General features: G+C 69.2%; 17 protein-coding genes. 12 read left to right on the forward strand and 5 right to left on the reverse strand.

Annotated features, from left to right (window positions below):
- The first annotated feature begins 51 nt into the window (after window positions 1-51).
- From kamD to AC1DXJ_RS01935, 6 genes are all read left to right on the forward strand, one after another.
- Complete coding sequence (gene kamD, locus AC1DXJ_RS01910; protein ID WP_477636242.1) at window positions 52-1,641, forward strand: lysine 5,6-aminomutase subunit alpha; 1,590 nt, start codon at window positions 52-54, stop codon at window positions 1,639-1,641.
- A complete protein-coding gene (gene kamE / locus AC1DXJ_RS01915; protein WP_477612950.1) occupies window positions 1,638-2,486 on the forward strand; it encodes a lysine 5,6-aminomutase subunit beta in 849 nt (282 codons plus the stop codon). Before kamD ends, kamE begins: the two co-directional genes overlap by 4 nt.
- Window positions 2,483-2,893, forward strand: coding sequence for a 3-aminobutyryl-CoA ammonia lyase (gene kal / locus AC1DXJ_RS01920; RefSeq protein WP_477636243.1), 411 nt, complete (start codon window positions 2,483-2,485; stop codon window positions 2,891-2,893). Before kamE ends, kal begins: the two co-directional genes overlap by 4 nt.
- A 417-nt stretch (window positions 2,894-3,310) precedes the next feature.
- Entirely contained in the window at window positions 3,311-4,951 is a 1,641-nt protein-coding gene (gene lnt, locus AC1DXJ_RS01925) for an apolipoprotein N-acyltransferase (RefSeq protein ID WP_477632171.1), read from the forward strand.
- On the forward strand, window positions 4,944-5,729 hold the full coding sequence (locus AC1DXJ_RS01930; protein ID WP_477612953.1) for a polyprenol monophosphomannose synthase: 786 nt from the start codon (window positions 4,944-4,946) through the stop codon (window positions 5,727-5,729). The genes lnt and AC1DXJ_RS01930 overlap by 8 nt, the downstream gene beginning before the upstream one ends.
- On the forward strand, window positions 5,714-6,247 hold the full coding sequence (locus tag AC1DXJ_RS01935; protein ID WP_477612954.1) for an FxsA family protein: 534 nt from the start codon (window positions 5,714-5,716) through the stop codon (window positions 6,245-6,247). Before AC1DXJ_RS01930 ends, AC1DXJ_RS01935 begins: the two co-directional genes overlap by 16 nt.
- Window positions 6,248-6,324: 77 nt before the next feature.
- On the opposite strand, the gene AC1DXJ_RS01940 is transcribed toward AC1DXJ_RS01935, so the two are convergent.
- The 4 genes from AC1DXJ_RS01940 to AC1DXJ_RS01955 all read right to left on the reverse strand — a co-directional run bounded on the left by AC1DXJ_RS01940 (window position 6,325) and on the right by AC1DXJ_RS01955 (window position 10,479).
- Window positions 6,325-6,684, reverse strand: coding sequence for an RNA polymerase-binding protein RbpA (locus AC1DXJ_RS01940; protein ID WP_179423005.1), 360 nt, complete (start codon window positions 6,682-6,684; stop codon window positions 6,325-6,327).
- Between the two features lie 141 nt (window positions 6,685-6,825).
- A complete protein-coding gene (locus AC1DXJ_RS01945; protein ID WP_477632173.1) occupies window positions 6,826-8,388 on the reverse strand; it encodes an MFS transporter in 1,563 nt (520 codons plus the stop codon).
- Between the two features lie 81 nt (window positions 8,389-8,469).
- The gene (locus AC1DXJ_RS01950; RefSeq protein WP_477612956.1) at window positions 8,470-9,654 is read right to left on the reverse strand and encodes a D-alanyl-D-alanine carboxypeptidase family protein; all 1,185 of its coding nucleotides are present in this window, start codon (window positions 9,652-9,654) and stop codon (window positions 8,470-8,472) included.
- Window positions 9,655-9,984: 330 nt separating this feature from the next.
- The gene (locus AC1DXJ_RS01955) at window positions 9,985-10,479 is read right to left on the reverse strand and encodes a GNAT family N-acetyltransferase (protein ID WP_477612957.1); all 495 of its coding nucleotides are present in this window, start codon (window positions 10,477-10,479) and stop codon (window positions 9,985-9,987) included.
- A gap of 172 nt (window positions 10,480-10,651) precedes the next feature.
- Between AC1DXJ_RS01955 and AC1DXJ_RS01960 the strand changes: the two genes are divergently transcribed.
- The 6 genes from AC1DXJ_RS01960 to AC1DXJ_RS01985 all read left to right on the forward strand — a co-directional run bounded on the left by AC1DXJ_RS01960 (window position 10,652) and on the right by AC1DXJ_RS01985 (window position 17,440).
- Window positions 10,652-12,310, forward strand: a complete 1,659-nt coding sequence (locus AC1DXJ_RS01960) for an HAD family acid phosphatase (protein ID WP_477612958.1) — start codon at window positions 10,652-10,654, stop codon at window positions 12,308-12,310.
- A gap of 84 nt (window positions 12,311-12,394) precedes the next feature.
- Window positions 12,395-13,501: a calcium/proton exchanger gene (gene cax / locus AC1DXJ_RS01965; RefSeq protein WP_477623754.1), complete on the forward strand. Its 1,107-nt coding sequence runs from the start codon at window positions 12,395-12,397 to the stop codon at window positions 13,499-13,501.
- 140 nt (window positions 13,502-13,641) lie between these two features.
- Complete coding sequence (locus AC1DXJ_RS01970) at window positions 13,642-13,983, forward strand: single-stranded DNA-binding protein (RefSeq protein ID WP_477612960.1); 342 nt, start codon at window positions 13,642-13,644, stop codon at window positions 13,981-13,983.
- A 125-nt stretch (window positions 13,984-14,108) separates the two neighbouring features.
- Complete coding sequence (locus AC1DXJ_RS01975; protein WP_477612961.1) at window positions 14,109-14,558, forward strand: helix-turn-helix transcriptional regulator; 450 nt, start codon at window positions 14,109-14,111, stop codon at window positions 14,556-14,558.
- 5 nt (window positions 14,559-14,563) lie between these two features.
- Window positions 14,564-14,971 (forward strand): VOC family protein, encoded by a 408-nt coding sequence (locus AC1DXJ_RS01980; RefSeq protein ID WP_477612962.1) that lies wholly within the window; start codon window positions 14,564-14,566, stop codon window positions 14,969-14,971.
- A gap of 78 nt (window positions 14,972-15,049) precedes the next feature.
- Window positions 15,050-17,440, forward strand: a complete 2,391-nt coding sequence (locus AC1DXJ_RS01985) for an ATP-binding cassette domain-containing protein (protein ID WP_477623753.1) — start codon at window positions 15,050-15,052, stop codon at window positions 17,438-17,440.
- Here AC1DXJ_RS01985 and helR read toward each other — a convergent pair.
- The gene (gene helR, locus AC1DXJ_RS01990) at window positions 17,427-19,598 is read right to left on the reverse strand and encodes an RNA polymerase recycling motor ATPase HelR (protein WP_477636244.1); all 2,172 of its coding nucleotides are present in this window, start codon (window positions 19,596-19,598) and stop codon (window positions 17,427-17,429) included. The genes AC1DXJ_RS01985 and helR overlap by 14 nt on opposite strands.
- Between the last annotated feature and the right edge of the window lie 205 nt (window positions 19,599-19,803).

Raw genomic sequence — 19,803 nt, forward strand, 5'->3', positions numbered from 1 at the left:
CGCAGAGGACCATGCGCCGGAAATCCTCTCCCTCGCTGCTAGATTTGCCGCGTGTCTTCGCGCGTGAAACCCCTCCTCGACCTCGACCCGGCTGATGTTCGCCGGGCCCGCACCCTGGCTCGCAAGGCCGGGCGACCTGTCGTCAAGCTGGCCCAGAGCCACACGACCGTCAGTGTCGAGCGCGCCACCCTGCGGCTCGCGGGCCTGTCCGGCGCCGACCACGAGCGCGTCCCGTGGGTCAACCACCTCGTCGATGCGGTCCGTGGCGAGGTCGGGCTCGAGCACGGCATCACCAGCCCGGTCTTCGACGCCCTGCGCAGGGGGGAGGCGCCCGACCTGCTGACCCTGGCCCAGAAGGCGGCGAGCGGCTCGGTGCAGTTCCGGCTCCCCGAGGGCAAGGCGGCCACCACGGCAGCCAAGGACGCGCGCCGTGAGGTGAGCCGCGGCATCCGCACCATCGACAAGCAGCGCGCCAACCGCGACCGCCTCATCAAGCGCCACGGCGACCCCGAGCAGCGCCCCTGGATCTACCTCATCGTCGCCACCRGCGACATCTACGAGGACATCCCGCAGGCGCAGAACGCCGCCCGCGAGGGCGCCGACATCATCGCCGTCATCCGCTCGACCGGCCAGTCGTTGCTCGACTACGTGCCCGAGGGCGCCACCCGTGAAGGGTATGCCGGCACGTACGCGACGCAGGAGAACTTCCGCCTCATGCGCGCCGCCCTCGACGAGACGTCCAAGGAGCTCGGTCGCTACATCCGGCTGACCAACTACGCCTCCGGGCTGTGCATGCCGGAGATCGCCACGCTGGCCGGGCTCGAGCGGCTCGACATCATGCTCAACGACTCGATGTACGGGATCCTCTTCCGCGACATCAACCCCATCCGGACGTTCGTCGACCAGCGGTTCAGTCGGCAGATCCACGCCCGCGCCGGGATCATCATCAACACCGGCGAGGACAACTACCTCACCACCGCGGATGCCGTCGAGGCAGCACACACGGTCACCGTCAGCCAGCTGCTCAACGAGTACTTCGCCAAGGAGGCGGGGCTCGAGGACTGGCAGCTGGGCCTGGGCCACGCGTTCGAGATCAACCCCGAGATCCCCGACTCGTTCCGGATGGAGCTCGCGCACGCACTGCTGGCGCGGCAGCTGTTCCCCGACGCACCCCTGAAGTGGATGCCGCCCACCAAGCACATGACCGGCGACGTGTTCCGCGGCTACCTGCTCGACGGGTTCTTCAACCTCGTGGGCGCCATGACCGGTCAGGGCATCCTGCTCGTCGGCATGATGACCGAGGCCGTGGTCACCCCGTTCCTGTCCGACCGCGACCTCGCCCTCCAGAACGTCCGCTACGTGCTCAACGCGGCGGGCGGTCTGACCGAGGACTTCCACCCGCCCCGCGACGGCTTCATCCAGACCCGGGCTCGAGGCGTGCTCGGCGAGGCCATCGACCTGCTCACCGCGATCACCGAGGAGCCCGGGAAGGCACCCCTGCTCGAGGCGATCGCGGACGGCACCTTCGGCCTGATGAAGCGTCCCGCGAACGCCGGCAAGGGGCTCGACGGAGTGGTGGTCCGCGCCGACGGCTACGACAACCCGGCCACGACCCTCCTCGAGACCGGGGAGACCCGATGACACCGGCCCAGGACCCGCGCACGACCGACGAGGCCATGCCGCTCGACCCGATGCCCGCCAAGGCCGTGGCCAAGGGGGCGAAGGCTGCTCGCAAGACCCCGGACATCGTCCGCCCCTACGGCGACACCACCGGGGACGGCATGGTGCAGGTGTCGTTCACGCTGCCGGTCCCGCACGACAAGCGGGCTGAGGGCGCCGCCCTCCAGCTCGCAGCCAAGATGGGCCTCGAGCCGGCTCTGCTCGTCCACGCCAAGCCGATGGGTCCCGACTTCACGTTCTTCGTGGTCTACGGCAGCGCGACCCACCTGGTCGACCTGCGCGACGTCACCGTCGTGGAGCGTGAGTTCCCGCTGCTGAGCCCCACCGAGGTCAACAAGGCGATCAAGTCGCGGCTTCGTCGCAAGCTCGTCGTGGTCGGCGCGTGCATCGGCACCGACGCCCACACCGTCGGGATCGACGCCATCCTCAACATCAAGGGGTTCGCGGGGGAGAAGGGCCTGGAGTACTACCGCGAGATCAAGGTCGTGAACCTCGGCGCCCAGGTGCTCGTCCCGGAGCTCGTCGCCCGCGCCAGGGCCGAGAAGGCCGACGCCGTCATGGTCAGCCAGGTCGTCACGCAGCGCGACGCGCACATCCACAACACCACGACGATGAGCGCAGCCTTCCGAGAGGCCTACCCTGCCGGGCAGGTGCCACTGCTCGTCGTCGGTGGTCCCCGGTTCGAGGAGGGTTCGGCCCCCAAGCTCGGGGTCGACCGGATCTTCGGCCGCGGTACCACCCCCGGCGAGGTCGCCAGCTACCTCGTCCATGCCCTCGCCTCGCCCGTCTCGAAGGAGAAGTCATGACCGCCCCCACCCGAGCGACCGTCGGCCTCACCGTCACCCATCGACGCTATGTGCCGTACAGCCACGCCCACTACGCGGGCAACCTCGTCGACGGCGCCTACTCGCTGGCGGCGTTCGGCGACGTGGCCACCGAGATGTGCATCCGCACGGACGGCGACGAGGGGCTGTTCGCGTCGTACTCCGACGTCCAGTTCAAAGCGCCGGTCCGGGCCGGCGACGTCATCGAGATCGAGGCCCGGCTGGTTCGGGCCGGGACCCGGAGCCGTGAGATGGACTTCGAGGTGCGGGTCGTCGGCCGCGGGACCCCCGAGCGCGGTGAGTCCGCCGCCGACGTCCTGGACCCGCCCGTGGKGGCCACCACGGCTCGTGGCGTCGTGGTGGTTCCCCCGCCGGCACCGACCGCCTGAGGGCCGCTTCCGGCGTGTCGCGCGCGACACGCCGACCGTTCGCCGATTGCCTGAAGTTGCCTTGCAGCACAACGGATTTGGCGTGAGCACGCAACCAGGGCAAATGAGGTCCTGCACCAGTGAACACGGGGTTGACAGCCCTCGCCTCGGGGGTAAGTTTGCCCACGGTTGTATCACCGCAAGACCGTTGACCAGGGGGAATCCAGGCCGGAGACGTACGCATTGCCCGGTGGCTAGCGCGCGCAGCCACCGCCCGCCAGCAGTGACGTACGACCGAACTGGTGCTCCGCCTCTCGGCGGTGGTGGACGGCGGCTCGGCCCGCGCGCTTAGTAGACAACAGCAGGATGTCGGCACCCAGCCGGCCCCTTGCTGGTCCCAACGGCAGTGCGGGCCGTTCCGTGTCCTACCGTGGTCCCGTGCCGAAGCCGACCATCACCCTCCGAGCGGGGCTGCGACTCGTCGCCGCCCTGGGATCCGGCCTCGTCACCTCGTACGCCTTTCCCGGACACGACATCTGGTGGTTCGCCCCGCTCGGTGTGGGCCTGCTGTCCGCGGCGGTCCTCGGCGCCCGGTGGCGACTGGCCCTGCTGCTGGGGCTGGCCCATGGCTTGGGGTTCTTCCTGCCGACGCTGTCGTGGACAGGCGTCTACGTCGGCAACCTCCCGTGGATCGCCCTGGCCACGCTGGAGGCCCTCTACCTCGCAGCCATGTGCGCGCTGACGGCTGCGGCCCAACGCCCCTTCCTCACCTCCCGGCTGCGCCCCCTCGCGTATGCCGCCGTCCCCTTGGCCTGGGTACTCCAGGAGTGGGCTCGAGGGACGACGCCGTTCGGCGGTTTCCCGTGGGCGCGCCTGGCCTTCAGCCAGGCCGACGGCCCGTTGGCGCCGTTCGCCCGCTTCGGGGGAGCCCCCGGTCTCACCTTCGCCGTGGCCACCCTGGGCGTCCTGCTGCACCTGGTCGTCCGCGAGCTCACCCACCGGGTCGGGCGGCCGCGCCCGGCCCAGGCCGCGGCATACCGGCCCCTGGCGGTGGCCCTCGCAGTGCTGGCGCTGGCGCCGCTGGGCCTGGCCGTCGCGACGACGCCGCCCACGGACGGGCGGAAGGTGTCGGTCCTGTTCGTCCAGGGCAACGTGCCCAAGGCCGGACTGGACTTCAACGCCGAGCGTCGCAAGGTCCTGGACAACCATGTCCAGGGCACCCTCGGGGCGGTCGCCACGGGTCATCCGGCGCCGAGCCTGGTCGTGTGGCCGGAGAACTCCTCGGACATCGACCCGTTCGAGAACGCCGACGCGGCCGCCGACATCCGGCTCGCCGTCGGGACCGTCAAGGCGCCCATCCTCGTGGGTGCTGTCCTCGACGGCCCCGCCCCCTACATCTCCAACGCCAGCCTGTTCTACCGCCCGGGCGTCCCCGACCCGCAGCGGTACGTCAAGCAGCACCCGGTGCCGTTCGCGGAGTACATCCCCTTCCGCGACTTCTTCCGGAACTTCTCCGACAAGGTCGACCTGGTCACCCGGGACTTCACCAAGGGTGACCGGCCCGGCGGGTTCGAGGTGCCGGTGGCGGGGGAGCGGCCCTACTGGATCATCCCCACGATCTGCTTCGAGGTGGCGTACGACGGGCTGATGCGCGACTCGACCCTGCAGCCCGGGCGGGACGCGAGCATCCTCGCCGTGCAGACCAACAACGCGACGTTCGGCTACACCGCCGAGTCCGAGCAGCAGTTCGCGATCAGCAGGATCCGCGCCATCGAGCACGGACGCTCGGTCGTCCACGTCTCCACCGTCGGAGTCAGCGGGTTCATCAACCCCGACGGAACGTCCGTCGACAAGACGACGTTGTTCAGCGCAGCGGCCCGCTACGGGTCGCCGGTGGTCCGCACCGAGGTCACCGTGTCCGATCGCCTCGGACCGCTGCCGGAGTATGCCGCGGGCCTGGCGTTCGTCACACTCCTGGCGCTCGGTCTGTGCCTGCGGCGTCGGACCGCTAGGGTCGATCGCGCCACGGACGGACCCACCGCACCGGCTCAACCCCGAAGGGATCCTGTCGTTGTCTGACGAGATCGTGTTGTCTGACCAGGTCGACCGGGTGCTCGTGTGCATCCCGACGTACAACGAACGTGAGAACCTGCCCAGGATCGTCGAGCGGGTGCGTGCCGCGGTGCCGACTGCGGACGTCCTCGTGCTCGACGACAACTCTCCCGATGGCACCGGCAAGGTCGCGGACGAGATCGTCGCGGCCGACCCGCAGGTCCACGTGCTGCACCGACCTGGCAAACAGGGTCTAGGCAATGCCTACCTCGCGGGCTTCACCTGGGCCTTGGAGCAGGGCTACGGAGCCATCGTGGAGATGGACGCCGACGGCTCGCACCAGCCCGAGCAGCTGCCGGGCCTGCTGGCGGCCCTCTCCGACGCCGACCTGGTGATCGGCGCGCGCTGGGTTCGTGGCGGCAGCGTGGTCAACTGGCCACTGCACCGCAAGGCGCTCAGCGTCGGCGCCAACATCTACACCCGCGCGCTGCTCGGCATGCCGGTCCACGACGCCACCGCCGGCTACCGCGTCTACCGCGCCAGCGCCCTGCAGGCCATCGGGCTGGACCACGTCGCGTCCCAGGGCTACTGCTTCCAGGTGGACCTCACCCAGCGCGCCGTCCGGCTCGGGCTGCGCGTCGTCGAGGTGCCGATCACCTTCGTCGAGCGCGAGGTCGGTGACTCCAAGATGAGCGGCGACATCATGCGGGAGTCCCTGCTCCGGATCACGTCCTGGGGACTGGCGCACCGATCCGACCAGGTGCGCCGGCTGGGCCGCAGGGAGCCCACGTGGCACCGGCTGTAGGACGCACCCCCTATGCGCGGCGACGTCGGCCGCGCTGGCTGGCCGTCGCGTTCGTGCTCCTGCTCGTCGTCCCGGTCCTGGAGATCGCGGCGATCATCGCGGTCGGCAAGGTCATCGGCGGCTGGCAGACGTTGGTCCTGCTGCTGGTCGAGTCGGCCCTGGGCGCCTGGCTCGTCCGGCGTGAGGGGGCCCGCGCCTGGAAGGCGCTCAGCACGGCTCTGACCACGGGTCAGATGCCGAGCCGACAGCTCGCGGACGCGGCGCTCGTCCTCGTGGGCGGGACCCTGTTGCTCACCCCGGGGTTCCTCACCGACATCGTCGGGTTCTTCTTCATCCTGCCCTTCACGCGGCCCATCGCCCGGACCCTGCTCGAGACCGTCGTCGCCAAGAAGCTGCTCGGGGGTCTCTTCGGTGGCCGGGTCACCGGTGCTGGTCCCGGTGCTGGTCCCGGTGGATCCGGCGGGGCCGGCGGACAGTCGTCCAGTGGACCCGACGTCATCGAGGGCGAGGTCCTCTAGCCGCTCACCACGCGGCATACCACGCATGACGAAGGCCGCGTCCCTTGATCGGGACGCGGCCTTCGTGCTGCTGTGGCTCAGGCGGTGCGCTTGCGGCGGGGCTTCTCGCCGCGCGACTCGCGCAGGAGCACCAGGCGCTCCTCGAGGAGCTCCTCGAGCTCAGGGATGGACCGACGCTCGAGCAACATGTCCCAGTGGGTGCGGACGTGCTTGACCTGCTTGACCTCGGGCTCGGGGCCGTCGACGAGACGGGCCTCCTCGCCGCAACGGCACTCCCAGGTCGACGGGATCTCCGCCTCGATCGAGAAGGGCAGCTCGGTCCGGTGGCCCAGTGGGCACACGTAGGACGTGATCTGTCGCTCGCTCGGGACGACGTGGTCGTCTGTCTCGAGACTGTGCGAAACCATTCGGCTGCCCCGGAGGGTGCGCTCTGCCATGACGGGGTTCTCCCAACGTGCTTGGTACCCTGCCCGCTCGGGTGGGGGCTCGGGGATTCACTCGGCATAACGCCGTAGACCCGTGCAATGTTCCGACGTTGGGGACGCCCGTTTCGTTGGCAGTTGTGACGCAAATCACATTCAGACGATCGCGGGCACCTCGTTGCCGGCGTCGATGATCCCCTGGCGTACGTCCACCCTGCGCAGGAGCACGAAGCCGAGGACGAAGAAGATGATCAGCGCGACGATCGCCGGCCGGTAGGAGTCGGTCAGCTGGTGGACCAGGCCGAAGAGCAGCGTGCCGAACCACGACGTGCCGCGCTCCATGGCTTGGTAGAAGGCGAAGAACTCGGCCTCGCGGCTCCTGGGCACGAGCTGGCTGAACAACGACCGGCTCAGGGCCTGGCTGCCTCCCAGCACGATTCCGATGAGGACACCGAGGGCGATGAAGGGGATGAACGCCTTCTCCGGGACGAAGAACGCCGCAATGACGATGGCAGCCCAGGCCACCAGCGACCCGAGGATGGTCCGCCACGCCCCGTAGCTGCGGGCGAACCGGCCGAAGAGCAGCGCCCCTCCGAACGCCACGAACTGGACGAGCAGGATCAGGGCGATCAGCTGTTCCTGGGCGAACTTGAGCTCCTCGGCGCCATAGAGGCTGCTCGAGGAGATGACCGTCTGGATCCCGTCGTTGAAGAACAGGTAGGCGAGCAGGAACATCAGCGTGTGCGGGTAGGTCCGCAGGTCACGAAACGTGTGTCCCAGCTGGGCGTAGCTGCCGCGCACGATGCCTGCGGACGGCTGGTCGACGCGGGCGATCTCCCCACCGCGCAGGTCCCACAGGCCGCGCACGGGGATGAGCGTGAACAGACCCCACCACAGCCCGGCCGACAGCATGCTGATCCGCACCGCCATGCCCTTGTCCACGCCGATCAGGTCGGGCTTGGAGACGATGACCAGGTTGATCGCGAGCAGGAGCCCACCGCCGAGGTAGCCCAGGGCCCAGCCTCGCGACGACACGGCGTCGCGGTCGTCGGGGGAGGCGATCCGGCAGAGGATGGCGTCGTACACGACCAGGGACGAGCCCAGGGCGATCGTGGCCAGGATCATCATCAGCGCACCGAACCGCCAGTTCGACCCGTGGAGGAAGAACAGCAGCGACGCGGCCACGGCGCCCGCCCAGGCGAAGGCCCCGAGCAGTCTCGCCGGGCGCGGCGTCCGGTCGGCGATGGCTCCCACGAAGACCAGCAGGACCGCCGAGATGATGGTCGACAGGGTCACCGTGTAGGACGCGACGGACCCCGGGTCGAGGGGAGCGGTCAGGACGAGAACGAGGGCACCGAGGGCAGCGAACGACAGCGGGATGGCCGTCGGCACCAGCGCGGGCTTGTTGCGGACCATCTGGACGACCGTGAACACCAGCGCGGCCAGACCCAGGAGGGTGAGCGCCAGGGCGACCTGCCAGACCCCACTGGGCAGGTCGGCGGCAGCCGGGACGACGTGCAGGTCGACGTGGCAGCTCTGGTCGTCATCGAGTCCGGGACAGGCGGCCTCCTTGGCGACCGTCGTGAGGTAGGGCGCGAAGAGCACCGTGCCGACCGTCGTGACGAAGGCGGAGTTCGCCCAGTCGTACCAGTACCAGGGCCTCTTGTACTGCTCGTGCTCAGCCCACGTCGACTGTGGCGCGGCCGCCTCTGTTGTCATGCGTGAAGGGTGGCACAACGACTACTCGCACAGATGGGTATTCCTACCCAAAAGCGATGGCGAGTCGGGGCCTCGCGGTGACTACCCGGCATACTCCCAGTGCCACGGCTCGGGCAGCGAACCGGTGGGTTCGGCCCAGTCCGGGTGGAACCACCCGTAGAGCGGCGCGTTCTGCTTCATCCAGAGGTGCGCAGGCGTCCCGAAGCTGTTGATGCCTCCACAGAGGTCCACGGCCCGGCCCATGCCGTGCTCGCTGCGCCCGGGGGTGGCGGCCCACTTGCCCTTGACCACCTTCACCGCGACCTGCTCGGCGTACGAGCGGTAGGAGTCGGTGACGCAGATGGGGGAGCCCGTGTCCTTCTCGTACGCGAGGCTCATCGCGTTGAACGCAGCGGCCGCACCCGGGCGAAGGCTCTGCCCGAGGGCACCGAAGAGCGGACACAGCCCGGCCACCGGGATCTTGCCATTGGGGTACTCGGTCTCGTTGGTGCTGCACGCCTTGACCGACCCGTCGGCCAGCACTCCCGGCACGACGAGGGCAGCGCGCAGTCGCTTCGACGCGTCCATCGCGGCCGCGTTGCCACTGCCGAGGAGCAGACCTGCCACAGGCCCGGCCTTGGCGACCTGCTCCGCGTGCAGCTGCCTGGTCGCATCCAGCTGGGCCTTCTGCTCCTCGACCACCACGTCGAGCTTCTTCTTGGCGTCGGCGGCCTGGGTCGCGGCTTCGGTGGCCCTGGTGCTGGCCTCGACGGCCTTGATGGCGATGGTGCGCTGCAGCTGGGTCTGGTTCTGGACCCGTTCGATCTGGCCCGTGCGCTGGTCGGTGAGGTAGGACAGCTGGGCGGCGGTGTCGCTCGCCTCGCTCGCCGACTTCGCCAGGGAGTCGAAGAGGGTGCCCATGTCGCTGATGGCGCCGCCGGTTCCGGCGTAGGCGAGGTAGGCCCACTGGCCGAGGGCCCGACGGTCCTCACCAAGGCGGGTGCTCAGCTGCTGGTACAGCAGCACGTTGCGGTTGGCCTCCTCGCGTGCGGCCCGCTCCGCGTCACGTGCGGCGGCATACTTCTGCAGGAGGGTGTTGGCCTCGAGGGCGAGTCGGTCGAGCTTGGTCGCCGCGGCCGCGATCCCGGCGTTGGAGGCGGTGAGGTCCCTCGTGAGCGCATCCGCGGCGGCGATCTGCGCGGCCAGCTCTGCGGGGCTGAGCGTTGCCTCGCCACCCGCTCCGGGCGTGGCCGTAGCCCCGGCGGTGACCGTCCCTCCACCGGTCACGAGACCGTCCGTCGGGTGCCCGGCCAGACCATCGGCCGGGTCGGTTGGCGGGGCGGAGGGCTTGGTCGACCTGGACTGCGGACCAGCTGCCGACGAGGTGGACGAGGGGGCAGGTGTGGACGAAGTGGCCGATGGTGCGGGTGGGGCCGTCGTGGAGGCGTAGGCGGGCGTCCACCCTGCCAGCACCGCGGCGGTCAGGACGCCTGCGGCTACGCCGGCTCTTCCTGCGAGCCCAAGCACGGTCAGCCAACTCCCTCTGCTGCCCTCTCTGGGCAGCTCCGAACTCCTCAACGCACCTTAACCGCGATAGGTCACGTTTTCTCTCGTCCTTTAGTGGGAGAGCGACTGGGCCATCAGGCTGACGCGGTGACCGGGATCGCCCAGCTGGGCCACCTCGCGATAGCCCCGGCGTCGGTGGAACTCCAGGGAGGGAACGTTCGGGGGGTCGATGTTGACCTCGAGGACGAGTCGACCCCGCACCACGGCCGCATCCTCGACCGCGTCGTAGACCGACGTCGCCAGGCCGCGGCGCCGGAAGCGGTCGTCGATGACGATCCGGTCGAGGTAGTCGAACTCGCTCCCGTAGCGATCACCGAACCAGCGGTAGTTCTCCGAGTCGTAGGCGGTGCCCGGCCCGAACACGAGGACGAATCCGGCCGTCTGCCCGTCGCACACGATCACATCAGCGCGCGAGGCCCATCGCCGGAGGTCGCCGAGTCGCACCGCGTCGAGGGGGGAGAGCAGCTCGACGTGGTCGGCGTTGAGCCGGAGCACGTCGAGCACGTCGGTGTCGACCATCGGGCGCAGCACTTCCGGAGCCTCCATGGGCCGAGTCTGCCACCCATGACAGTTGTCACTTCCGGTGAGGTCAGGGCTTACGTAGCCTCCGCCAGTCAGCACAACCGACAGCCGGAACCGGCACTCGCCAACCCCGCTAGCCGACGCGTTGTCACCTCATCGAGTCGCTGTCACCAACCCAACCCAGGAGCGTGCGTCCATGGCCAACCCCGTCCACAGCAGAAGGGGTGGCCCCACCGCCGCCCAGGTCCGGCGGGCGGCGGTGACGGCAGGAGCGGCAGTCCTGGCCCTCGCCGCTGCAGCCTCCACGGGCGCCGGCTCGGCCACCGCCCACGGCACGGACACCCGTCTCGCCCCTCGCACGCACTTCACGATGCAGGCTGACGGTTCCAGCGGGCTGACCGCTGGGGGAGAGGGCATCCCCAACATCGACTCGGTCAAGAAGACCATCTACGCCTACTACGGCGACCCGGCCGGCACCGGTGCAGCCAACCCCACCAGCTCGCCCTACATCAGCGAGCTGACGTCGATCCTGGACCGGCAGCGCCAGGCGCTTCCCCGCTTGCTGGCCAACGCCCAGCGGCACCACGAGAAGCCGGCCATCGTGTTCGATGCCGACGACACGACCCTGTGGACCTACCAGATGGAGGTCGGGGACATGAAGTTCGTGTTCACCCCGGCCGCCCAGGCTCCGTGGGTCAACGAGGAGCGGTTCCCGGCTGTCCCGGGGATGGTCGACTTCGTCAACGACGCCCAGGCGATGGGCTTCACGGTGTTCGGCCTCACCGGGCGCAGCGACAGCCAGAAGGCGCACACCGTCAGCAACCTCGCCAAGGTCGGCTACACCGCCTTCCCGGAGAGCCGGTTCTTCACGAAGTACAACTCGGGCACGACTCCGCCCGGCTACCTCACCTGTGCAGCAGCCCCCACCTGCAACACCGTCGAGTACAAGGCGGGGACCCGCAAGCACATCGAGCAGGACCTCGGTTACGACATCGTGCTCAACGTGGGTGACCAGTGGTCAGACCTGCAGGGCGGGTATGCCGACCGGTCACTCAAGCTGCCGAACCCCACCTACTACCTCCCCTCGCCGAACCTGCCCGGCGTCAGCGAGCCGTGGCTGGCTCCGCGAACCCGCTTCACGATGAAGCCTGACGGGTCCAGCGGGCTGACCCAGGGCGGCGAAGGGATCCCCAACATCGACGTCGTGAAGAAGACCATCGCGGTCTACTACGGCGACTCCGGCAGCGGCATCTCCAACAAGGTCTCGTCGCCCTACATCTCGGAGCTCACCCGGCTCGTCGACCGACACAGTCGCCAGCTGCTCCAGCAGTGCCGCACCGAGACGAAGCAGGGCCGCAACCCCGCCATCGTGCTCGATGCGGACGACACGACGTTGTGGACCTACGACATGGAGGTTGCGGCGATGCACTTCGTCTTCAACCCCACCGTCCAGGACCAGCAGTGGGTCCAGCCGCAGCGATTCCCAGCCACTCCGGGCATGGTCTCCTTCGCCAACGCGGCGGCAGAGGCCGGCTGCACCCTGGTCGGGTTGACCGGTCGGAACACGACCCAGCGGGCCGCCACGCTGGGCAACCTCGCCAAGGTCGGGTACACCGGCTTCAGCCCCGACAACTACTACACGAAGTGGACGTCCACCGAGCCGATCCCGTCGTACGCGACCTGCGTCCTGGCACCCCGGTGCACGACGATCGAGTACAAGTCGCAGACGCGTGCGCACGTGGAGGCCCAGGGCTTCGACATCATCGCCAACTTCGGTGACCAGTACAGCGACCTGATCGGTGGGTCGGCGGACCGCGCGATCAAGCTGCCCAACCCGACGTACTACCTGCCCTAGCCCGACCACCCCTGAGCGGCGCGGAGGTGAGCTCCGCGCCGCTTCGGTGTGCCATCGGCACACCTCGACGCAAGGATGTCCCGCATGAGCACCGCTCCCCACCCCGCGACCCCGGTCGAGTCCGTCCTCGTCAGGTCCGACTACGTCGTCCTGACCGGCGGTGGGCTCGCGGTCGCGCTGGCCGCGCTGACCCACTTCGTCGGGGCGGGTGCCGTGCTGCCGTTTGTCTGTTCGGCAGTGGCCGTCACCCTGCTCGCCTCGCTGGTGGGGCGGTCCGTGGAGCAGCTGGGAGACCGGTTCGGACCCGGCGCGACGGGCGTCCTGCAGTCGGCACTGGGCAACCTCCCCGAGCTGTTCATCGCCCTCTTCGCCCTCAAGGCCGGACTCGTGGCGGTGGTGCAGGCAGCCCTGATCGGGTCGATCCTCGCCAACCTCCTGCTGGTGCTCGGCCTGGCCTTCCTCGTGGGCGGGCTCAGGCACGGGACACAACAGCTGAACTCCGAACGCGCCCGCAGCATCATCGTCCTGATGGTGCTGTCCGTCGCAGCCATGGTGGTGCCGTCGCTCGCGCACTACGTGCACACGCCTGCCGCAGCCCACGAGAAGACCTTGTCGCTCATCGTGTCGGTGGTCCTCCTGGTCCTGTTCGCGCTGACCCTGCCTGCCTCGCTACGCCGGAGCACGTCGACCGGGGGACCCGGAGCCGACGAGACGGAGCACGAGGCTCCCCGCTGGCCGGTCTGGCTCGCAGTCGGCCTGTTGGCGCTGGCCGCGGCGCTCTCGGCGTTCGTGTCGGACTGGTTCGTCGTGGCGCTCGAGCCGGCGATGAAGGCCCTGAGCATCTCCGACGCCTTCGCCGGTCTGGTCATCGTCGCGATCGCCGGCAACGCGATCGAGAACGTCGTCGGGGTGCAGCTGGCCGCCCGCAACCGGTCGGAGTACGCCTTCTCGATCGTCATCAACTCGCCGATCCAGATCGCCCTGGTGCTGGCTCCTCTGCTCGTCGTGCTGTCGTCGGTGTTCGGCTTCGCGACGCTGACCCTGGTGTTCCCACCCATGCTCGTGGTGTCCGTCGTGATCGCCGTGATCATCACGGCCTTCATCACCTTCGACGGTGAGTCCACCTGGATCGAGGGGGCCGCGCTGATCGCGGTGTATGCCGTGATCGCCACCTCGTTCTGGTGGGGCTGAGCAGCAACACCGGCCGTGGCGGCCGCGCCACGGCCCCATGACGGCTCCCTGTGTCCCCACGTGGGCGTCGTCGCCGCCGTCGTCCACACGTGGATCTCGTGGTCCTCGACCTGAGCCGGCACCACCGGCAGCGTGAACGCATGGATGACACAGTGGAGTGGGTCAACGAGGTGCGACTGGTGGGCAAGGTCAGCGGTGCCGTCGACGAGCGCGAGCTGCCCAGCGGGGACAGGGTGGCCGCCCTGCGTCTGGTGGTGCCGCGCCCTCCGGGTCGCGGTCCGGGCTCCGCCAGTGTCGACACGATCGACGTGGCCTGCTGGACGGGACGCACCCGTCAGGCTGCCCGACGGCTGGCCGCCGGGGACCAGGTCGAGGTCGCGGGTGCCCTGAGGCGCCGCTTCTTCCGCGCGGGGGCGGCAACCGCGAGCCGCTACGAGGTCGAGGCGCACCGGCTGACCCGGAGGCGGACTCCAGCGGGGTAGGGGAGTGGTCGCGCGGGGAGGTGGTGCCGGGGAGGTGGTGGTGCCGGGGAGCCTGCACCGCGTGGCGAGCCTGCCCTGTGCCGAAGGCGCTGGCACGGGCGCGCGCCACGTGGCACGCTTTCGAGGTGACCAGCACTCCCGCCGCCGAGCAGCACCTGCGTGACCTCGCACGGCTGCGCCGGGTCCGCGACAGGATCGACCGCGAGTACGCCCTGCCGCTGGACGTCGAGGCGCTGGCCCGTGGCGCCCACATGTCGGCCGGGCACCTGAGCCGTGAGTTCAAGCAGGCCTACGGTGAGTCTCCGTACAGCTACGTCATGACCCGGCGCATCGAGCGCGCCATGGCGCTGTTGCGTCGCGGGGAGCTCAGCGTCACCGAGGTCTGTTTCGCGGTGGGGTGTTCGTCGCTGGGCACCTTCAGCACCCGGTTCACCGAGCTGGTCGGCGTCCCACCGAGCACCTACCGGCAGCGGATGGCAACGCCGACGCCGGAGATGCCGTCGTGCGTGACGAAGCAGGTGACCAGACCGATCAGGAATCGAGAAGCGCGGGCCACCGAGGCGCAACTAGCCTGAACCTCATGGACATCACCATTCACGCGAGCTTCCTGCCACAGGACGACCCGGACGCCGCACTGTCCTTCTACCGCGACACCCTCGGCTTCGAGGTCCGGGGCGATGTCGGCTACAACGGGTTGCGGTGGATCACGGTCGGCCCCGTCGACCAACCCGGCACGTCCATCGTGCTGCACCCGCCGGCAGTCGACCCGGGCATCACCGACGAGGAACGTCGCACCATTGTCGAGATGATGGCCAAGGGCACCTACGCCACGATGCTCCTCGCCACCGCCGACCTCGACGCCACGTTCGAGCGGGTGGCGGCCAGCGGTGCCGACATCGTGCAGGAGCCGACCGAACAGCCGTACGGCGTGCGCGACTGCGCCGTCCGCGACCCCGCCGGCAACCTCCTGCGCATCCAGCAGGGCTGAACCGCACCGCACCGTTGCTGCACGCCAACTCGGCAGCACACCCCGCGCATCGCCTCACGGACGGAGACACGACCGAGCATGGCCACACCGAAGGACAGCCAGGTGCAAGCGGTCCACGCCGCCGACAGCCACGACACGATCAGCGTGCTGGGCGCGCGGGAGAACAACCTGAAGGACGTCAACGTCGAGCTCCCCAAGCGCCGGTTGACGGTCTTCACGGGCGTGTCGGGCTCGGGCAAGAGCTCGCTGGTGTTCGCGACCATCGCCGCGGAGTCGCAGCGGATGATCAACGAGACCTACAGCGCCTTCGTGCAGGGGTTCATGCCGAGCCTGGCCCGCCCCGAGGTCGACCTGCTCGAGGGGCTGACGACGGCCATCATCGTGGACCAGGAGCGGATGGGTGCGAACCCCCGCTCCACGGTCGGCACGGCCACCGATGCCAACGCCATGCTCAGGATCCTGTTCAGCCGCCTCGGACACCCGCACGTCGGGCCGCCGACTGCCTTCTCGTTCAACGTCCCGACGCGCAAGGCGAGTGGGGTCATGAGCACGGAGAAGGCCTCGGGTCGCGTCGAGAAGAACGTGGTCCGCGACGTCGTCTACCTGGGAGGGATGTGCCCACGTTGTGAAGGCATGGGCGCGGTCTCCGACTTCGACCTCACGGCGTTGTACGACGAGAGCAAGTCACTGAGCGGGGGCGCGCTGACGGTTCCGGGCTTCAGCATGGACGGCTGGTACGGCCGGATCTTCGCCGGAGCCGGCTTCGACATGGACAAGCCGATCGCGAAGTTCACGAAGAAGGAGATGCACGACCTGCTCTACAAGGAGCCGACCAAGATCAAGGTCGAAGGCATCAACCTCACCTACGAGGGCCTCATCCCCAAGATCCAGAAGTCGATGCTCTCCAAGGACGTCGACGCGATGCAGCCGCACATCCGTGCCTTCGTCGAGCGCGCGATCACGTTCCAGACCTGCCCCGAGTGCGACGGCACCCGGCTGACCCCTGAGGCAAGGTCCTCCAAGGTCGCGGGCAAGAACATCGCCGAGCTGTGCGAGATGCAGATCAGCGACCTCGCCGAGTGGATCCGCGCGCTCGAGGAGCCGTCGGTCGCGCCGCTGCTCACCGGGCTGCAACACCTCCTCGACTCGTTCGCCGAGATCGGGTTGGGGTATCTGTCGCTGGACCGGCCGGCAGGCACCCTGTCCGGGGGAGAGGCCCAGCGCACCAAGATGATCCGGCATCTCGGGTCGTCCCTCACCGACGTCACGTACGTCTTCGACGAGCCGACGATCGGGCTGCACCCCCACGACATCGAGCGGATGAACCAGCTACTGCTCCAGCTCCGCGACAAGGGCAACACGGTGCTCGTGGTGGAGCACAAGCCCGAGACCATCGCCATCGCCGACCACGTCGTCGACCTCGGTCCCGGCGCCGGCACCGAGGGCGGCAGCGTCTGCTTCGAGGGGAGCGTGGAAGGACTGCGGCGCAGTGACACCATCACCGGCCGCCACCTCGACGACCGCGCTGCCCTGAAGGAGTCGGTCCGTCCCTCGGCCGGCGCGCTCGAGGTCCGTGGTGCGTCGACGCACAACCTCCAGGACGTGGACGTCGACGTACCGCTCGGCGTCCTCTGCGTCGTCACGGGCGTCGCAGGGTCGGGCAAGAGCTCACTGATCCACGGCTCGGTCGCCGGTCGCGACGGCGTCGTGGTCGTCGACCAGGGTGCGATCAAGGGCTCGCGCCGCAGCAACCCGGCCACCTACACCGGACTGCTCGAGCCGATACGCAAGGCGTTCGCCAAGGCCAACGGCGTCAAGCCGGCCCTGTTCAGCTCGAACTCCGAGGGCGCCTGCCCCTCCTGCAACGGCGCGGGCGTGATCTTCACCGAGCTGGGTGTCATGGCGACCGTCGAGTCCACCTGCGAGGAGTGCGAGGGGAAACGCTTCCAGGCGTCCGTGCTGGAGTACACGCTGGGAGGTCGCAACATCGCCGAGGTCTTGGCGATGTCGGTCACCGAGGCGGAGGCGTTCTTCGGCGACGGCGAGGCGAAGACCCCTGCCGCCCACAAGGTCCTCGACCGGCTCGTGGACGTCGGGCTCGGGTACCTCACCCTCGGCCAGCCCCTGACCACCCTGTCCGGCGGCGAGCGGCAGCGGGTCAAGCTGGCCACGCAGATGGCCGAGAAGGGCGACGTCTACGTCCTCGACGAGCCGACCACCGGCCTGCACCTGGCCGACGTGGCAAACCTGCTCGGGCTGCTCGACCGGCTGGTCGACTCGGGCAAGTCGGTCATCGTCATCGAGCACCACCAGGCCGTCATGGCGCACGCAGACTGGGTCATCGACCTCGGCCCGGGTGCCGGCCACGACGGTGGGCGGGTCGTGTTCGAGGGCACTCCGGTCGAGCTCGTCGCCGACCGTTCCACCCTCACGGGAGAGCACCTGGCCGCCTATGTCAGGAGCTCGTGAGGATGACGAGCTGCCCCGTCGCTCGGGTCATCGCAACGTAGCGGTCGACCGCTCCCTCGATGCCCGTACCGAACTCCTCTGGGTCGACGAGGACCACCAGGTCGAACTCGAGCCCCTTGGACAGCTCGGGGGTCAAGGACTGGACGCGGGAGGTCGCCCGGAACGCCGGGTGACCGATGACGCAGGCGACCCCTTCGGCATGCTCGCCCAGCCAGGCGTCGAGAGTGGCGTCCAGGTCCGACGTCGCGCCGTGGACCACAGGGACGCCGGTGCTGCGGATGGAGGTGGGCACGTTCGCGTCCGGGATCGCCGCTCGGATGACCGGCTCGGCCTCGACCATCACCTCCACCGGCGTCCGGTAGTTGACGCTCAGGGAGGCGAGGTCGACCCGGTCGAGCCCGATCCGCTCGAGTCGCTCCTGCCACGTCTCGGTGAACCCGTGCCGGGCCTGGGCGCGGTCCCCGACGATCGTGAAGCTCCTCGACGGGCACCTCGCCAGCAGCATCTGCCACTCCGCGTCAGTGAGCTCCTGGGCTTCGTCGACGACGATGTGCGCGAACGGGCCGGCGAGCTGGTCGGAGTCGGCGTGGGGGAGGGCCTCCTCGTCGAGCATCGCTGCCTGGAGGTCCTCGCCACGCAGCATCGACATCACGTGCATCTCCGAGTCGTCCGTGGCGATCAGGTCGTCGACGACCCTGGCCATGCGTTCGCGCTCGGCGGTCACAGCGGCGTCGTGCCGGCGTTTGCGGCGGGAGGCGTCCGGGTCGCCGAGCCGCTGACGGGCGGCGTCCAGCAGAGGCAGGTCGGAGACCGTCCAGGCCTGGGCATCGGCACGCTGGAGTGCCCGGATGTCCTCCGTGCCCAGCCAGGGAGCGCACATCCGCAGGTAGGCAGGCACCGTCCAGAGGTCACCGACGAGGTCGGCTGGCTCGATCAGGGGCCACGCACTGTTGAGGACCGTCAACAGCTCCCGGTTCTGCTGCAGCGACCTGCGGAGCCGCTCGGGGGAGATCTCGCCGTCGTCAGGATCACCTTCGGGGTCGTCGACCAGTCGGTCCGTCAGGATCGTCCGCAGCTCGTCGAGGATCTGGTCGCGCGCCTCGTTGTGCGGAGTACCGGGGTCGGGGGCGTCGAACGCGGTTGCCCAGTCGTCGGCCCGCACCCAGACGTCGGACCACGGGGTGGTGACCGTCATCCCCGTCGTGGGTGGCTCCTCGTAGAACCGGACGGCGGTCTCGATGGCCGTCACGAGTTCTGCCGACGACTTGAGGGCGGCCACGATCGGGTCGCTCTCCGTCGGGGCAGTTGCGCCTCCGGGGACGAGGTCGCGGACGGTGCACGTCTGCACTCCTTCCTCGCCGAGACTCGGGAGCACGTCCGAGACATAGGCAAGGTAGGGCTGGTGCGGTCCCACGAACAGCACGCCTCCGCGGCGGTGCCCGAGTCGTGGGTCCGAATAGAGCAGGTATGCCGTCCGGTGCAGGGCGACGACCGTCTTGCCCGTCCCGGGACCACCGTCCACGACGAGCGGCCGGCGGGACCCCGCGCGGATGATGGCGTCCTGGTCGGACTGGATCGTGCCGAGCACGTCCCGCATCCGGGCTGACCTGTTGGTCCCCAGGCTGGCGATGAACGCGGACTGGTCGTCGAGGGAGGCGGCGTGCCCGGCATACCCGTCCGAGGTGAACACCTCGTCCCAGTAGTCGCTGACCCGACCACGGCTCCAGCGATACCTGCGCCGGCTGTCCAGGCCCATCGGGTCGGCGTGGGTCGCTCCGAAGAACGGCTCGGCCGCCGGGGAGCGCCAGTCGAGCAGCAGCCGACGGCCGTCCGTGTCCGTGAGGCCGAGTCGTCCGACGTAGACGGGCACGGGGTCGTCCCTGAGGACGATGTGTCCGAGGCACAGGTCCAGCCCGAACCGGCGCAGGGCGCGGAGCCGGGCACTCAGCCTGCGGACCTCCACGTCACGTTCCAGGGCCTCCTGACCCAACCGGCCCGGCGCCCTGCGAGCGACCTCCAGCCGGTGTGAGAGGTCTTCGATCGCCTGTTCGAGGCTCTCGGCGATGGCAGCGAAGTGCTGCTCGTCGCCGGCGATCAGGCTCGGGTCAGCCTTGGCGGTCAGATGGACGGGCAGGTCGAAGGCGCTGGTTGTAGTCATCGGCCGACGATTCTGCGGCACGACCCGGGCCTTGCTGCAAGCCCCGGGGTGCGCTATACGTTGGGAGTGGAAGGGAGCGGTTGCTCTCTTCCACTGTGTTGTCCAGCGGTGCGTTCCACGGGCTCCATCGAGCACCTTGATCGGCTGGTCCAGTGTGAAGGATAAACGCCGATAATCGACATTATGTCAATCTAGGGATTCTGGA

The sequence above is a fragment of the Pedococcus sp. P2_D9 genome, from assembly GCF_056404275.1.

Excerpts from the sequence above, each read along its gene's own strand:
- AC1DXJ_RS01970 (WP_477612960.1), top strand. The coding sequence starts at position 13,642 with ATGGATGACACAGTGGAGTGGGTCAACGAGGTGCGACTGGTGGGCAAG.
- AC1DXJ_RS01985 (WP_477623753.1), top strand. The coding sequence starts at position 15,050 with ATGGCCACACCGAAGGACAGCCAGGTGCAAGCGGTCCACGCCGCCGAC.
- AC1DXJ_RS01980 (WP_477612962.1), top strand. The coding sequence starts at position 14,564 with ATGGACATCACCATTCACGCGAGCTTCCTGCCACAGGACGACCCGGAC.
- kamE (WP_477612950.1), top strand. The coding sequence starts at position 1,638 with ATGACACCGGCCCAGGACCCGCGCACGACCGACGAGGCCATGCCGCTC.
- AC1DXJ_RS01940 (WP_179423005.1), bottom strand. The coding sequence starts at position 6,684 with ATGGCAGAGCGCACCCTCCGGGGCAGCCGAATGGTTTCGCACAGTCTC.
- AC1DXJ_RS01960 (WP_477612958.1), top strand. The coding sequence starts at position 10,652 with ATGGCCAACCCCGTCCACAGCAGAAGGGGTGGCCCCACCGCCGCCCAG.
- helR (WP_477636244.1), bottom strand. The coding sequence starts at position 19,598 with ATGACTACAACCAGCGCCTTCGACCTGCCCGTCCATCTGACCGCCAAG.
- AC1DXJ_RS01955 (WP_477612957.1), bottom strand. The coding sequence starts at position 10,479 with ATGGAGGCTCCGGAAGTGCTGCGCCCGATGGTCGACACCGACGTGCTC.
- AC1DXJ_RS01945 (WP_477632173.1), bottom strand. The coding sequence starts at position 8,388 with ATGACAACAGAGGCGGCCGCGCCACAGTCGACGTGGGCTGAGCACGAG.
- cax (WP_477623754.1), top strand. The coding sequence starts at position 12,395 with ATGAGCACCGCTCCCCACCCCGCGACCCCGGTCGAGTCCGTCCTCGTC.